This window comes from Flavisolibacter ginsenosidimutans, assembly GCF_007970805.1.
In the GTDB taxonomy this organism is placed as follows: Bacteria; Bacteroidota; Bacteroidia; order Chitinophagales; family Chitinophagaceae; genus Flavisolibacter; species Flavisolibacter ginsenosidimutans.
The window spans coordinates 1,627,350-1,640,547 of the sequence record NZ_CP042433.1 but is presented as its reverse complement, the minus strand read 5'-3'; the positions used below and the strand labels follow the sequence as shown (position 1 = coordinate 1,640,547).

Genomic DNA, 13,198 nt, shown 5'->3' with positions numbered 1-13,198 from the left:
TTTCCCTTCCGTTATCGCAAAAGAATTTCTTTGTCAAATGAAAGCCGCATCGGTACAAGAAATCAAAGCAGCCCTGAAAGAAAAGGACGAGAAAGAGCTGATGGAACTTTGCCTGCGCCTCGTTCGTTACAAAAAAGAAAACAAGGAACTGCTTACGTTCTTGTTGTTTGAAGCCGACGACCTGCCGGTCTTTATTCAAGGCGTGAACGAAGAAATAGACGAAGGTTTTGCCGCACTGAACAAGGACAGCTATTACATTGCAAAAAAAGGTCTGCGAAAGATTTTGCGCATCGCGAACAAATACGTTCGATACGCCGGCAACAAAACCGTAGAAGTAGAAGTGCTGCTTCATTTTTGCACGGCCTTTAAAGGCCTCAAATCGTCGTGGCAAAAAACCGGTGCCCTGGCTATGTTGTACGCTGCGCAACTGAAAAAAATAAAAGCCGCACTGGAAACAATGCACGAAGACCTGCAATACGATTATCGCCGCGGCCTGGAGCGGTTGAGTGAATGATATTGGGATATTTTGTTTGCGACGGCCACCTCAATATCCCAATATACCAATTTCCTCTCTTGGCACGGATTTTTATAAAAATAGAGTACCTTAATAGTGAGGTTCATTCAAAATTGTTCACCTTTCAAAACCCTTAAGCATGAAAAAAATATTGTTGGGCGCCCTGGTTTGCGCCGCCGTAGCCGGTGTTGTTTACTACATCTACGATTCGGAAAGCTTTAAAGAAACGGTTGATGATTTAAAGGACAAGGCCGATGATGCTTTGAGCAAAGTAAAAGACCGCTTTGGTAAGAAGCAGGAAGAATTTGCAGACGCGATGTAATTTGATCCCCCGCCAAGACCGGGGGATTTTTATTCTTAGGCATGACCGCAAAAAGTAAACGTATCAAAAGATAATTCTGCGAAAAAGGATTTCATTCACTTCTTTACAACCGGCGCAAAAGATTTGTTTGCACAATTGCCGATGAAAGACGAATTGAGGCCGAAGAAAGCCTCCAAAGTGTCAACCGGCGTATGTGAAGATTTGATGAGGGAACTTGCATAAAAACCCGCACTCATTGCTGTAAAGTGTGCGCTGTTACCGATATTTGGCGTGGGTTGAAACCGGTGATTCCAGGTAAACGTCGTTATTGCTGACGAAAGAAAGGGTATCGCTAAACACCAAAACTGAATGCATATGACCTACATCAAACCACTTGACGGCTTAAGAGCAATTGCAGTTTTACTGGTCATATCTGCTCATTGGATAGATTCTTACAATTGGTTATACTATGTACAGGCAGGCCGACTTGGTGTGAACCTTTTTTTTGTGTTAAGCGGGTTCCTTATTTCTACCATTTTATTTCAGCACCGGGATAGGGCCGCAGCCAAAAAAGCTTCATACAAAAAGCTGATGTGGAATTTTTATTTGCGCAGGGCATTGCGCATTTTTCCTATTTATTACCTTCTTATTTTTCTGATGATTGCTTTTCAGTATCCACTTCATCTGGAACTTGTCCGAAACCAGATTGTTACTGCGCTTACTTACACGTCCAACTTTTACGTCTATTCTATCGGGGAATGGCCTGCCAATACAGGACATTTCTGGTCACTGGCAGTAGAAGAGCAATTCTACCTTATATGGCCATGGCTCATGGTTTACCTGCCGCGAAAATTCACTCTTTCCTGCATCCTTCTCTTTATCGCGTTGAGTGTTACTTGCCGCATGTTTTCCTCTAATTACGATTTGGGTTATCTCTTTGTCTTTACTTGTTTTGATAGTTTAGGGCTCGGCGCTTTGCTGGCGTGGCTCTGTCTTTATCGCCCTGCGTTGCTTCAAAGATTGCAGCCCATCTTTGCCGCAGTGGCTGTCGTTAGTTCTATTTTGCTGCTTGGCTTCCCAGGGTCAGCGTTGATTTTGCATCAGACGCGGTTGTTTCACTCTATTATCGGATTTTGGTTGATCAGTTTTATTGTATCGAATAAAAGCAAGCGTATTTTTTTTACTTCTTTGTTGTCATCTAAACCAATGGCAGCAATCGGAAAAATAAGTTATGGCTTGTACCTCTATCACATTTTTGTTGGCGCACAAACCGAACATTTATTAAACAAACTATTTGGCCCCGCAAAGAATCCTGCAACGACGGCGCATTACCTGACTTATTTATTGATCAAGTTTCTTGTGCTTTTGTGTGTCTGTGCAGTTTCATGGAAGTACGTTGAGAAACCATTGCTTCGTTTGAAACAGTACTTTGATTACGACCGACGAGATGCAAAACCGGCTTCAGTCATAGAGCCTTCGTTGCAGAGCGCATGACGAATTTGAACAAGCAGTTCAGTGAAAACATAAATTCGACTTTCAAATTTTCAACTAAAAAACCCAATCACTTTTATGATTGGGTTTTTTAATCATTCGCATTAAGCTCTACTTATTCTTCGGCTTACTCTTAAAATAATCAAAGCGTTTGGCGCTTACTTCTTCCGCCATATCCGGGATGGCTTCCACTTTGTATCCACCCGCATCAAGCTTTGCTTTTGTTTCGCTGAAAGCTTGCAGTGTTTCTTCAATGTCCTCATCCGTATGCACGGCCGTAGGAATGAGGCGGTAAATGATGTGTCCCTTTGGAATAACGGGATAGACCACTACCGAAGCAAACACACCGTAATTTTCGCGCAAGTCCATCACCATTGCGGTGGCTTCTTCCACGCCGCCTTTCATGTACACAGGCGTTACTGGCGAATCCGTTTTGCCAATGTCAAAGCCTTTTTCTTTCAAACCGCGTTGCAGCTTAAGGGCATTCTCCCAAAGCTTGTCTTTCAAGGCGGGTGTTGTGCGCAAAAGGTCCAGGCGTTTTAAGTTGCCGATGGTTAATGGCATGGGCAAACTCTTGGCGAATATCTGGCTGCGGATGTTCCAACGGATGTAGTCAATGATGGCTTTATCGCCGGCCACAAAAGCGCCGATGGAAGCCATTGATTTTGCGAAGGTGGAAAAGTATAAGTCAATCGCGTCCTGGCAACCTTGTTCTTCACCGGCACCGGCGCCGGTTTTGCCAAGCGTACCAAAGCCGTGTGCATCGTCCACTAAAAGACGGAAATCGTATTTGTCTTTCAAGTCCGCAATTTCCTTCAATTTGCCCTGGTCGCCGGCCATGCCAAACACGCCTTCGGTAATCACCAGGATGCCACCCGTTCCTTGTTTTTCAATCAAGGCCGTTGCACGCTGCATCTGCTTTTCAAAATCTTCAAGGTCGTTGTGCTTAAACACGTAGCGGTGACCGGGATGCAGGCGAACGCCGTCAATAATGCAAGCGTGGCTTTCCGCATCGTACACAATCACGTCGTGGCGGCTGCACAACACGTCAATGATGCTCACCATTCCCTGGTAGCCGTAGTTCAGCAAGCAAGCGTCTTCCTTGCCTTCAAACGCGGCCAGTTCTTTTTCCAACTGCTCGTGAAAATTTGTATTGCCGCTCATCATGCGGGCACCCATTGGTGTTGCCAGTCCAAATTGCGCCGCCGCGTCTGCGTCGGCCTTTCGCACTTCGGGATGGTTGGCCAGGCCCAAATAGTTGTTCAGGCTCCAAACAATTACGTCGTTGCCGCGAAACTTCATGCGGCTGCCGATTTCTCCTTCCAATTTGGGAAAAGCAAAGTAGCCATAAGCCCTTTCACGATGCTGGCCAAGCGGGCCGTAGTTTTTCACGAGTCGTTCAAAAAGATCTGCCATAGTTTAGTTTCAAGTTTAAAATTGAGCGTTGAGATATTGCCTCAAAAGCCCATTGGATTTACAATACTGTTTACTTACTGTTTTTTATTTTTTGTTACGGGCGACAGAACAACGATTAAGCTTCTCTTGCGTCGCACTCTTGTACGTTCGGTTCGCTATTCAACGAAGCACATCTCGTAGATTCAACCTTCCCGGCAATCCTTGTAAAATCAAATGAATCTGCGGCTTTAAAAAATTGCCGCAAAAATAGGGAAATCAGTTTAGACGCTGTTTTGGCTCAATACCGCAAGGTTTCCAGCACCAGTTTCCATTCTTTTCCTTCGCGCCGCCAAATGCGCAGGTAATTTTCTGTTTTACCTTTAACGATCGTCGTGCCGTAAACATAGCCCAGGTCACCGGCGGCCGAAATGCCCGAGCCATCAATGCGGTAATCAATCTTTTGCGGAAGTGTTTGCAAAGCGCTGTTTAGCTTATTCAAAACAACGACAGGCAGATTCCCGTTGCGGTTGAGAAAGAAAGTTTTTTTACTTAAAAATTGTTCGTAAAGTTTTGTTCGTTGCGCAGCATCCGTCTCGCTTGTTTGCCGGATAAATTTTTCTTCCCTATTTAGTAAATTGTTCCATGTGCCCGGAACAAAAGAAACAGCTTCATTGCTGAATTGATACGCGGCATCGTCAAAGGCCGGAGTTTTATTAATGCCCAAATCAACAACGAATTTCCACTCGCCGCTTTTGTCTTTTTTCCAAACCGTTGAATACTGCCCGCGTGCAACAACTGAATCATCAACACTCTTTTGCTGAAAGGTCCACGGCCCGGTGGTAAAACCTAAATCACCGGAGGCTGCCATGCTACCGTAAACCGGGTGCCAGTTCAAAACACCGGTACCGGCCTCTTTTTTGTTCCAGGTTTCAATACCGTTGACTGCTTTGCCTTTTTCAAACACCACGCCGCTGCTATCAAAAAAATGTAAAAAAGCTTCTTTGGTTCCGTGTGCAACCGAATAGGCAGCAAAGCTTTTTTCTGCGTTCAATACTTCATCAGCCAATGGTTTTTGCGCCGTAGAAAAAAGCGACAGCAATACTAAACCGATGAATAGATTTTGCTTCATGAAGCAGCCCTTTGTGTGTTTAAAAATAATTGAGCCTTGCAAAGATTTGTTTTTTGTCGCCATTACATTTGCCGTTCAAACATTTTTCATGCGACGAATTCTCACGGCTTTCTTTTTGTTAATGCTACTCAGTGGAAACGCACAATCACTTCAACGTCCGAAATTGGTCGTGGGCATTGTCGTTGACCAGATGCGCCCCGATTATCTTACCCGCTTTTACGACCGCTTAGGCGAAGGCGGCTTTAAGCGATTAATGAACGGAGGCTTTCGTTGCGAGAATACGTTCATTCCTTATGTGCCCACGTACACTGCCTGCGGCCATACTTGTGTTTACACCGGTAGCGTGCCGGCGCTTCACGGCATCGTGGGCAACAACTGGTACGACAAAGAGTTGAAACGAGAGGTGTACTGCACCGAAGACAATAACGACACGATAAAGACAGTAGGAAGCAATTCGGTAAACGGACGCATGTCGCCAAAAAACATGTTTGCCACAACGGTTGGTGATGAACTGCGGTTAAGCAACAACTTCCGAAGCAAGGTTATTGGCATTGCCATTAAAGACCGCGGCGCTATTTTGCCTGCAGGCCAAACAGCCAACGCAGCGTATTGGTTCGATGTGAGCACAGGCACGTGGATCACGAGTACATATTACATGAAAACCTTGCCGCAGTGGATGCAGCAATTGAACGCAAAAAAGTTTCCCGATGTTTATTTGTCAAAGGGCTGGAATACGCTTTACCCGCTGAATACTTATGTGCAAAGCACAGGCGATAACAAGGTGTACGAAAGCATATTGTCCGGCGAAGGCAGCACTTTCCCGCACCGGGTTGATACGGTAAAGAATGCCAAATACCAAAGCTTTGAGGTAACGCCTTACGGCAACAGTTTCACCGTGGACGCAGCCAAAGCAGCCATTGATGGGGAAGCGCTGGGCACTCGTGGCGTAACGGATTTTCTGGCCCTTAGTTTTTCGTCAACCGATTACATCGGTCATGCGTTTGGCCCCAACTCAATTGAAATTGAAGACACCTATTTGCGACTCGACAAAGACCTTGCTGATCTTTTCAATTATCTAGATGCAAAAGTTGGCAAGGGACAATACCTTTTGTTTTTAACAGCCGATCATGCAGTGGCACACGTACCGGGATTTGCGAAAGAAAACCGGTTGCCCGGTGGTGTTTCAAATACGTTGACCATGCGAAGGGCTTTAAACGATGCTTTGCAAAACGAATTCGGCGTTGGCAACCTTGTGGCTTCGGTAATCAATTACCAAGTGCACATCAACGCTGAAGCCCTTGCCGCAAACAAATTGGACAAAGAGGCTGTGAAGCGCAGTCTTATTAAAGCATTGCTCCTGCAACCGGGTATTTTGCGGGCATTGGATTTGGAAAATATTCCGGCTTCGGGTTTACCGCAACAAGTAGCCAACATGCTGGCCAATGGTTACAACCAAAAACTAAGCGGGGATGTGCAATTCATTTACAAACCCGGCTGGTTTGAAGGCACCGACCGCGGCACCACCCACGGTTCCTGGAATCCTTATGATTCACACATTCCGCTACTTTGGTACGGCTGGAACGTAACTCCCGGTAAGACAAACAGGGAAGTGTACATGACCGACGTTGCACCAACCGTGTCGGCCTTGTTGCAAATTCAAATGCCGAGTGCAAGCATTGGAAAAGTGGTTACTGAATTGACGAATACTGCAACGAAATAGCAATGGCTGAACCGCGGTTTTTGGACGGACGGGACGAACGAGATAAATAATCTCAAACATCTTACGCATCATATTCATCCTGGTTCAGACATAAAAAAGCCGCTCCAAAAGAAGCGGCTCGTATTGAAATTGGAATGAGACTAAAGTCCTAAAAATCCGGTCTTGTGCAGGCCGCGTGTGCCTTCTGCAATCTTAAATCCGTTCTGGTAAACTTCAATCTTGTAATCACCTACCTGGAACTTGTCCTGGCGCAACGGAAACGAAACGTTTTTGCGTGTGCCTTGCTCGTAGTCAACCGTTGTTTTCGCTGTGAAAGCGCGGTCGCCGTCGTTGCGTGTAGTTAAATTACCAGAGTTCATAGCCGGGCTGCTGATCACTTTTCCGTCGGGGCCTGTAACAATTACGTACAGGTCAACCGGGCCAGAAGGTGTGATGCGGTTTTCAACGTCAAAGGAAACAACCAGCTTGTTTACTTTCTTGGCTTTGTCGGTTTCTTTTTCTTTGCCGTTGCCTTTTTCATCAATGCCTTTAATCGTGATGTTGGAAGCAGAGAACGTAGAACCAACGTCAACTTTTTTTGCCAAATCTTCTTTTACCTGAGTCGTTGTTTGCAGATCGGTTTGCAACTGTGTCTTTTCTTGCGTTAACACAGTATTGTTGGTAGCCAGTTGTTGGTTTTCGCCCATCAGTCTTGCTACTTCCTGCTCAAGGTTGCTGATTTTGCCGTTCAATTCGCCAATCAGGTTGCGGGCTCTTTTTAAGTCTGCAGCCGTAGCGTTTTTGTTAGCAAGAATGCCTTTGATTTCACCTTTAATTTTTTTCAGCTCGGCGTCTTTGCTAACTACTTCGCTGGAGATGCGGGTATTTTCACCAGTTAGGTTGTCCAGCCGAACGATGGCTTCTTCGTAAAGATTTTTAATTGAATCCCGGTCTGTAGAAACGGTCTTTACTTCGGCCGATTTTACCTGGATTTGCTCGGTGGTTTTGTTTTTGTCGTACAAGACATAACCCCACGTGCCCAAAAGACCAACGGCCAATAAGCCAATAAGGACGTTGCGGGTTGTGTTGCTGCCGGCAGGACGGTTGTCATTTGTTGTGCCTGCAGATGGATAATTGGTGTTTGCCATTGTCTAAGATTTAAGTTTATTGAATTTAGAATTTGGAAAGGTTGAAGATGTATTTTTGATTCGGCCGCACTAAGTCGAAAACCGTGCCAAAATCCATAAAACTCTTCTTTAACGCTTCACCTGATGACACCCGAAAAAATCATTACCGATCTTAAAAAAGGACAAATAAAGCCCGTGTACTGGCTGGAAGGAGAGGAGGGATATTTCATTGATACGCTCATTGATTTTGCGGAGCACAACATTCTATCAGAAAGTGAGGCGGGGTTCAACTTAACAATTTTTTATGGCCGCGATACGGCTTGGCCCGATGTGATAAATGCCTGCCGCCGGTACCCGATGTTTTCGGAAAAACAAGTGGTAATTATCAAAGAAGCACAGGATTTAAAAGGCATTGAAAAGCTGGAGAGTTACGTGGAAAAGCCGCTGTCTTCAACTTTATTGTTTGTAGCCTATAAAGGCAAAAAAGTGGACGGCCGCACAAAGCTTGCAAGGCTGTTAAAAGAAAAGGCCGTGCTAATGAGCACTAAAAAAATGTACGACAGCGCCTTGCCCGAATGGACATCCGAACTGGTAAAACTGAAGGGCTACACTATCACAAAGAAGGCTTTGTTTTTATTGATTGATCACATTGGCAACGACCTGAGCCGGTTGAATAACGAAGTGGATAAGCTGGCGCTGAACCTGAAAGACCGGAAGCAAATAACCGAAGACGAGATTGAAAAATACGTAGGCGTAAGCAAGGAGTTCAACGTATTTGAATTGCAGCAAGCCATTGCCCAGCGCGACTTGTACAAGGCCATTCGCATTGTGCAGTATTTTGGTTCCAATCCTAAAGCAGCGCCGTTGCCATTGGTGTTTCCTTCGCTTTATAATTTTTTTAGCAAGGTGCAGGTGGTGTACACCGTATCATCAAAAGACGAAAAGACCGTGGCTACGGCGCTTGGTGTAAATGCCTTCTTTGTGCGTGATTACATTTCCACTTCAACAAAATACAGCTACAACGAAATTGAGAAACTGCTGCTGCTGTTATACGAATACAATCTCCGCAACCTTGGGGTGAACGATGCCAATACCGACGACGCTGAATTGCTGAAAGAAATGGTGGTGAAAATGATTGCGCCGTTATAAGAGCCGGAGGCTTTTTCCCTTGTCTTTGTGCAGTTGTTCTACCATCACATCAAGCGAAGGATATTTTTCCTGCCCGCGAAGAAAATGTTCAACCGTCACACGCATTGTTTCGCCGTAAATGATTTGGTCAAAATCAAAAAGATTGACTTCTACTTTTTCTTCGCTCTTGTTCAACGTGGGCCGCGTGCCAATGCTCATCATCCCCTTTTTTCGTTCTCCAATTACATCGGCATAAACGGCATACACGCCGTGACCCAGATGAATTTTATCCGCATCGGTATAAAGCAAATTGGCGGTTGGATAGCCAAGCGTTCTTCCGAGTTTATCGCCCTGCACAACCTCGCCTTCAAAAAAGAAAGAATAGCCCAAAAGACGATTCGCTGTGGCGACATCGCTTTCCAAAATGGCGGTGCGAATTTTTGTTGAGCTGACTTCAATTTCGTTTAGCAAATGCTGCGGAATTTCAACAAGACGGTAATTGAATTCCGCGGCTCTTTTTTCCAGTAGCTTGTAATTGCCTGTGCGGCCCTTTCCAAAACGATGATCGTAGCCGATGATGATGCAAGCAGGCCCAAAGTTTCTGATGAGGAAATGTTCGATGTAGTCATCAGCACTTTGTTCGGAAAATTCTTGTGTGAAAGGCACAACAATCAAGTGACCAATACCCGCGTTTTCCAACAACCAAATTTTTTCATCAAGTGTGTTGAGCAATTGCAAAGGCTTGTCGGGCTGTACAATTTTTCGAGGGTGCGGATGAAAAGTAATGATGACGGTTTCGCCGTTCACTTTTTTTGCTTCGTCGCAAAGCGCCGCAATAATTTTTTGATGGCCCAGGTGAACGCCGTCGAACGAGCCAATTGTTATGACTGCATTTTTAAACAACGGAAGATTTTCAATGCTGCGGTGAACCTGCATACGTGCCCGCGAAGATAATCAGCAGGGGATTATCTTCGCCGCATGTCTCTTTACTCCAAACGCGGCGTGTCGGCACAAAAAGAAGAAGTGCACGCCGCCACAAAAAACATTGACAAAGGTCTTTACCCAAAAGCCTTCTGCAAGATTTACGAAGACGTGCTGGGCGGTGACAAAGAGTGGGTGAATGTGATGCACGCCGACGGCGCAGGAACCAAAAGCATTCTGGCTTATTTGTATTGGAAAGAAACGGGCGACGTTTCTGTGTGGCGGGGCATTGCGCAAGACGCCATTGTGATGAACCTCGATGACTTGCTTTGCGTTGGCATCTACAAAAACCTTTTGTTCTCTTCTTCCATTGACCGCAACAAAGCTCGCATTCCCGGTGAAGTGTTGAAGGTCCTGATTGAAGGCTCACAGGAATTCTTTGACACAATGGATGCGCACGGCGTGGACATTGCTTTTTTGGGCGGCGAAACAGCCGACGTAGGCGATGTGGTAAAAACAATTGCCGTGAACGGAACGATGGCCGCACGATGGAAAAAAGAGGCGCTTGTAACGAACAAAAACATAAAACCCGGCAACGTGATTGTGGGTTTAGCAAGCTACGGTAAAGCGGTTTACGAAACTGAGTACAACAGCGGCATCGGTTCAAACGGACTGACATCTGCGCGGCATGATGTACTAAGTAAACATTATGCTAAAGCTTTTCCTGAAAGTTTTGACGAAACCCTTAGCGAAGAGGTAGTTTATATCGGCTCGAACAAGTTGACCGATGCCATATATGTTTCTTTTCGCAACAAAGAATTCTCAACAACGGTTGGCAAGTTGATTCTTTCGCCCACGCGAACCTTTGCGCCGGTGGTGAAGCAAATTCTGGAAGAAAATTTTGCTGTTGTTAACGGCTTGATCCATTGCAGCGGCGGCGGACAAACAAAGTGCATGAAATACATGCCGGAAGGTGTGCATGTCATCAAAGACAATTTGTTTGGTCCGCCCGAAATCTTTGACTTGATTCAAAAAAGCAGTGGCGCTGATGACAAAGAAATGTACCAGGTGTTCAACATGGGCTGCCGTCTGGAAATTTATACAGACGAGAAAAATGCCGACGAACTCATCGGCATTGCAAACGATTTCGGAATAGATGCGCAAGTGATTGGAAGGGTAGAAGCCGGGAAAGAAAATACGTTAACCATTGAGCAAAACGGTCAACGCATTTTGTATGAATTTTAATTGGTTATTACAACCGTGATGGGTTGCGTGTGAAACGAGCAAACGATCTTTCTGTTTTGTTCCGCAGGTTTCCATTTTGGCGACGACTTCATCATGTCAACAATTTTATCGTCGGCACCGTAGCCTATTGTATTTACCGATTGTATATCGGATAGCGAACCATCTTTCTCTACCACAAAGCGAACGTTGGCAATGTACTTGCCTTTTTTTGCGCCGTTTTGTGTCATGTTTTCGACAATGGGCTGCATGTTTTTTTCAAGGAAGTTGCGCCATACCTGCTGGTCAACAGATGCCGGCGTTTCACTTTGTTCAAACAAAGGTTCATGGTTTAACGGATGACCCACAACCACCACTTCCTCGTTTTTGGATGTACTTGTTTGTGTGATCGTACTGCCGTTATTGTTAAACGGCTTTCCTTCTACAATTACTGGTGTTAAGTCTCGTTGCAACGGCTTGCCCGTAACCTCAACAGCCGTGGGTGCTCCGGTTTGTTTTTTCTTCATCGTAATTTCTATGACGCCGTTCGACCCTTTGTCGCCGTATTTCGCATTTGCCGTTTCGCCTTTTAATACGTTTATAGATTCAATGTCGTTCGGGTTGATCGTTGACATTGCGGTGTATGCCACCACGGTTCCGTCCACAACAATTAAAGGCTTGACCGATGAATCTTCCAAGCGTATCCCGGCTTTCGTAATGTTCTTTTTCGCAGGCAATTTTTGAATGTTTGCATATCCGCCGTTGTTTATCAATCCGCGATCAGTCGCTTCCTTCTCCGTCATCGTTTCGCAACTTCCATCGGCGTAATAAATGGTCAGCAATTGCTTTGCTTTGTTTACATCTACCGATACGATTTGTTTTTCTTTTTTCGGCAGCGTGTCGGTTTTGAACGCAATCAACGGAAGCGGTGCGGTTGTTCTTGCTACTCCTTCTTTTGTGCGAACGGTAAAGGCAAAAACAACAAGGGCCAACACGGGCAGGGCAACGATGCGTACGGCATAAGCCAGCTTGGGATTGTTTTGTTTTGTCAGCATAGCAAATCTTCGTTTAATGGATAATTGAAAGAATGAATTGGTGATGGAAGAATATTGTTGTGGAAACGTTGTTTGCAAAATCATTGCAGCGAAGGCGCTTGCGCCGCGATTGCCAACGGCTTTCTTGTCGGCGATAAATTCATGAACGAAACTCAATTCGCGGCGCATAAGCCAGAAGAAAGGATTGCACCAGAAAAACACCAACACGATTTGCATAAACAATTTATCAGCCGTGTGTTTTTCGGTTACGTGTACAAGCTCGTGTTCAAAAATGCAGCGCCCCGTTTCGCTTTGCAGGGAGATATCTTCGTTCCAAAAGATGTATCGGAGGAAAGAGAACGGCGTGCCGGGTTCGCGGGTGTTTACAAAATTTATCCGGTCAAGCTTTTTTACCACGTGCGTTTGAAGAAGTTTTTTTATGTGCAACAATGAAACCGCGAAAAGGGCCAGCAGTACAAGACTTCCGGTTGCGTATCCAGCCAGCAGCCATTCGGTTGTGTCGAAAGAATGGGTGTGAGCAGTAACGGTAATATTTTGAAGATAATCGTCTGCCGCCTGCACCGTTTTGATGAACCGAATTGCGTTAGTCTCGTCCTCCGGCGAAAACACGGCAATTTGGACCAATGGAAGTGCCAATGAAAGAACAACGGCGGCGAGCAAATAAAAACGGTTCCAGTGATGAAAGATTTTGTTTTTTAAGGCCAGGGCGTAATACAAATACAGCACGCCGGAGCACAAAACCGCTTTTAGCAAATAAGATAGAAGCACCGTCATTTTTTTGCTTTTTTAAGCTGGGTTAATAAAATTTCCAGTTCTTCTACGCTCAAGCTGTTTTCCTTCACCATAAACGAAACGGCATCGCTGAAGGAGCCTCCAAAATAGCCCTTGACTAAATTTTTTATGGATGATTTGGAGTAAGCGTCTTTTGTTACAAGCGGGTAATAATGGTGCTGGCGGCCGTATACCCTGATGCCGACAAATTCTTTGTCAACCAATATTTTCAGGATGGTGGAAACCGTGTTCTGGTGCGGCTTTGGCGCGGGCATGGCTTCCAGTATGTCGCGAATGAATCCCTCTTTCACTTTCCACACGGCTTGCATCACTTGCTCTTCGGCTTTGGTGAGTGTTTTCATGCTTTTGATTTCGGAAATGAAGCTATAACTAATTTTTTAGTTAATCAACTAATTTTTTAGTTTGACAAATAATTGGCCTTGCCC

The 13,198-nt window shown here is 45.3% G+C and carries 12 protein-coding genes; 6 read left to right on the top strand and 6 right to left on the bottom strand.

Features of this window, described 5'->3' with window-relative positions; all coding sequences use genetic code 11:
- Positions 1 to 37: 37 nt before the first annotated feature.
- From FSB75_RS06775 to FSB75_RS06765, 3 genes are all read left to right on the top strand, one after another.
- The gene (locus FSB75_RS06775; RefSeq protein ID WP_146784644.1) at positions 38 to 514 is read left to right on the top strand and encodes a hypothetical protein; all 477 of its coding nucleotides are present in this window, start codon (positions 38 to 40) and stop codon (positions 512 to 514) included.
- Between the two features lie 139 nt (positions 515 to 653).
- A complete protein-coding gene (locus FSB75_RS06770) occupies positions 654 to 836 on the top strand; it encodes a hypothetical protein (protein ID WP_146784642.1) in 183 nt (60 codons plus the stop codon).
- Positions 837 to 1,190: 354 nt separating this feature from the next.
- Positions 1,191 to 2,309 carry an acyltransferase family protein gene (locus tag FSB75_RS06765; protein WP_172623081.1) on the top strand — a complete coding sequence of 373 codons (1,119 nt, stop codon included), beginning with the start codon at positions 1,191 to 1,193 and terminating at the stop codon, positions 2,307 to 2,309.
- 108 nt (positions 2,310 to 2,417) lie between these two features.
- Here FSB75_RS06765 and FSB75_RS06760 read toward each other — a convergent pair whose 3' ends face one another.
- Together FSB75_RS06760 and FSB75_RS06755 are read right to left on the bottom strand one after the other, a co-directional pair.
- Complete coding sequence (locus FSB75_RS06760) at positions 2,418 to 3,722, bottom strand: aminotransferase class I/II-fold pyridoxal phosphate-dependent enzyme (RefSeq protein ID WP_146784638.1); 1,305 nt, start codon at positions 3,720 to 3,722, stop codon at positions 2,418 to 2,420.
- Positions 3,723 to 3,999: 277 nt separating this feature from the next.
- On the bottom strand, positions 4,000 to 4,830 hold the full coding sequence (locus tag FSB75_RS06755; RefSeq protein ID WP_146784636.1) for a nuclear transport factor 2 family protein: 831 nt from the start codon (positions 4,828 to 4,830) through the stop codon (positions 4,000 to 4,002).
- A gap of 88 nt (positions 4,831 to 4,918) precedes the next feature.
- Here FSB75_RS06755 and pafA point away from each other — a divergent pair, with 88 nt between their 5' ends.
- Positions 4,919 to 6,550 carry an alkaline phosphatase PafA gene (gene pafA, locus FSB75_RS06750; protein ID WP_146784635.1) on the top strand — a complete coding sequence of 544 codons (1,632 nt, stop codon included), beginning with the start codon at positions 4,919 to 4,921 and terminating at the stop codon, positions 6,548 to 6,550.
- Between the two features lie 140 nt (positions 6,551 to 6,690).
- Here the strand turns inward: pafA and FSB75_RS06745 are convergent, their stop codons facing one another.
- Positions 6,691 to 7,677: a hypothetical protein gene (locus FSB75_RS06745; RefSeq protein WP_146784632.1), complete on the bottom strand. Its 987-nt coding sequence runs from the start codon at positions 7,675 to 7,677 to the stop codon at positions 6,691 to 6,693.
- Between the two features lie 123 nt (positions 7,678 to 7,800).
- Between FSB75_RS06745 and holA the strand changes: the two genes are divergently transcribed.
- The gene (gene holA, locus FSB75_RS06740) at positions 7,801 to 8,805 is read left to right on the top strand and encodes a DNA polymerase III subunit delta (protein WP_146784629.1); all 1,005 of its coding nucleotides are present in this window, start codon (positions 7,801 to 7,803) and stop codon (positions 8,803 to 8,805) included.
- Here holA and FSB75_RS06735 read toward each other — a convergent pair.
- Complete coding sequence (locus tag FSB75_RS06735; protein ID WP_146784626.1) at positions 8,800 to 9,720, bottom strand: bifunctional riboflavin kinase/FAD synthetase; 921 nt, start codon at positions 9,718 to 9,720, stop codon at positions 8,800 to 8,802. The two genes, holA and FSB75_RS06735, sit on opposite strands and share 6 nt — an antisense overlap.
- Before the next feature lie 42 nt (positions 9,721 to 9,762).
- On the opposite strand from FSB75_RS06735, the gene FSB75_RS06730 reads away from it, so the two are divergent.
- Entirely contained in the window at positions 9,763 to 10,950 is a 1,188-nt protein-coding gene (locus tag FSB75_RS06730) for an AIR synthase-related protein (protein ID WP_146784623.1), read from the top strand.
- Here the strand turns inward: FSB75_RS06730 and FSB75_RS06725 are convergent.
- Entirely contained in the window at positions 10,947 to 12,755 is a 1,809-nt protein-coding gene (locus FSB75_RS06725) for a M56 family metallopeptidase (protein ID WP_146784621.1), read from the bottom strand. The genes FSB75_RS06730 and FSB75_RS06725 overlap by 4 nt on opposite strands.
- Positions 12,752 to 13,114, bottom strand: a complete 363-nt coding sequence (locus FSB75_RS06720) for a BlaI/MecI/CopY family transcriptional regulator (RefSeq protein ID WP_146784618.1) — start codon at positions 13,112 to 13,114, stop codon at positions 12,752 to 12,754. The genes FSB75_RS06725 and FSB75_RS06720 overlap by 4 nt, the downstream gene beginning before the upstream one ends.
- Positions 13,115 to 13,198: the final 84 nt, after the last annotated feature.

Coding starts and splice junctions, on each gene's coding strand:
- FSB75_RS06775 (WP_146784644.1), top strand. CDS start 38: ATGAAAGCCGCATCGGTACAAGAAATCAAAGCAGCCCTGAAAGAAAAG.
- FSB75_RS06770 (WP_146784642.1), top strand. CDS start 654: ATGAAAAAAATATTGTTGGGCGCCCTGGTTTGCGCCGCCGTAGCCGGT.
- FSB75_RS06765 (WP_172623081.1), top strand. CDS start 1,191: ATGACCTACATCAAACCACTTGACGGCTTAAGAGCAATTGCAGTTTTA.
- FSB75_RS06760 (WP_146784638.1), bottom strand. CDS start 3,722: ATGGCAGATCTTTTTGAACGACTCGTGAAAAACTACGGCCCGCTTGGC.
- FSB75_RS06755 (WP_146784636.1), bottom strand. CDS start 4,830: ATGAAGCAAAATCTATTCATCGGTTTAGTATTGCTGTCGCTTTTTTCT.
- pafA (WP_146784635.1), top strand. CDS start 4,919: ATGCGACGAATTCTCACGGCTTTCTTTTTGTTAATGCTACTCAGTGGA.
- FSB75_RS06745 (WP_146784632.1), bottom strand. CDS start 7,677: ATGGCAAACACCAATTATCCATCTGCAGGCACAACAAATGACAACCGT.
- holA (WP_146784629.1), top strand. CDS start 7,801: ATGACACCCGAAAAAATCATTACCGATCTTAAAAAAGGACAAATAAAG.
- FSB75_RS06735 (WP_146784626.1), bottom strand. CDS start 9,720: ATGCAGGTTCACCGCAGCATTGAAAATCTTCCGTTGTTTAAAAATGCA.
- FSB75_RS06730 (WP_146784623.1), top strand. CDS start 9,763: ATGTCTCTTTACTCCAAACGCGGCGTGTCGGCACAAAAAGAAGAAGTG.
- FSB75_RS06725 (WP_146784621.1), bottom strand. CDS start 12,755: ATGACGGTGCTTCTATCTTATTTGCTAAAAGCGGTTTTGTGCTCCGGC.
- FSB75_RS06720 (WP_146784618.1), bottom strand. CDS start 13,114: ATGAAAACACTCACCAAAGCCGAAGAGCAAGTGATGCAAGCCGTGTGG.